The organism is Janthinobacterium sp. UMAB-60, assembly GCF_900095235.1.
Lineage (GTDB): Bacteria > Pseudomonadota > Gammaproteobacteria > Burkholderiales > Burkholderiaceae_D > Janthinobacterium.
In genome coordinates this window covers 1-208 of record NZ_LT607548.1, presented here as the reverse complement: position 1 = coordinate 208, position 208 = coordinate 1, and the positions used below count along the sequence as shown (strand labels likewise).

Below are 208 nucleotides of genomic sequence, written 5' to 3'. Positions count from 1 at the left end.
CACGGTGCAGCGCCTGCAGGTGACGGCGCCGCCCGTCTTTGCCGAGAGCGAACTGCTCGCGGCCACGGGTTTCGTGCCCGGCAGCGAGCTGACCCTGGGCGAGCTGCGCGCCATGGCCAGCAAGATTGCCAGCTATTACCAGAACCGCGGCTATTTCCTCGCGCAGGCGTATCTGCCGGCGCAAGATATCCACGATGGCGTCGTCGTT

General features: G+C 66.3%; 1 protein-coding gene. It reads left to right on the top strand.

The genetic code is table 11. From position 1 onward, the window contains the following. The coding region (locus K0F86_RS27250) for a POTRA domain-containing protein (protein ID WP_306823232.1) at positions 1 to 208 on the top strand (208 nt) is incomplete at both ends.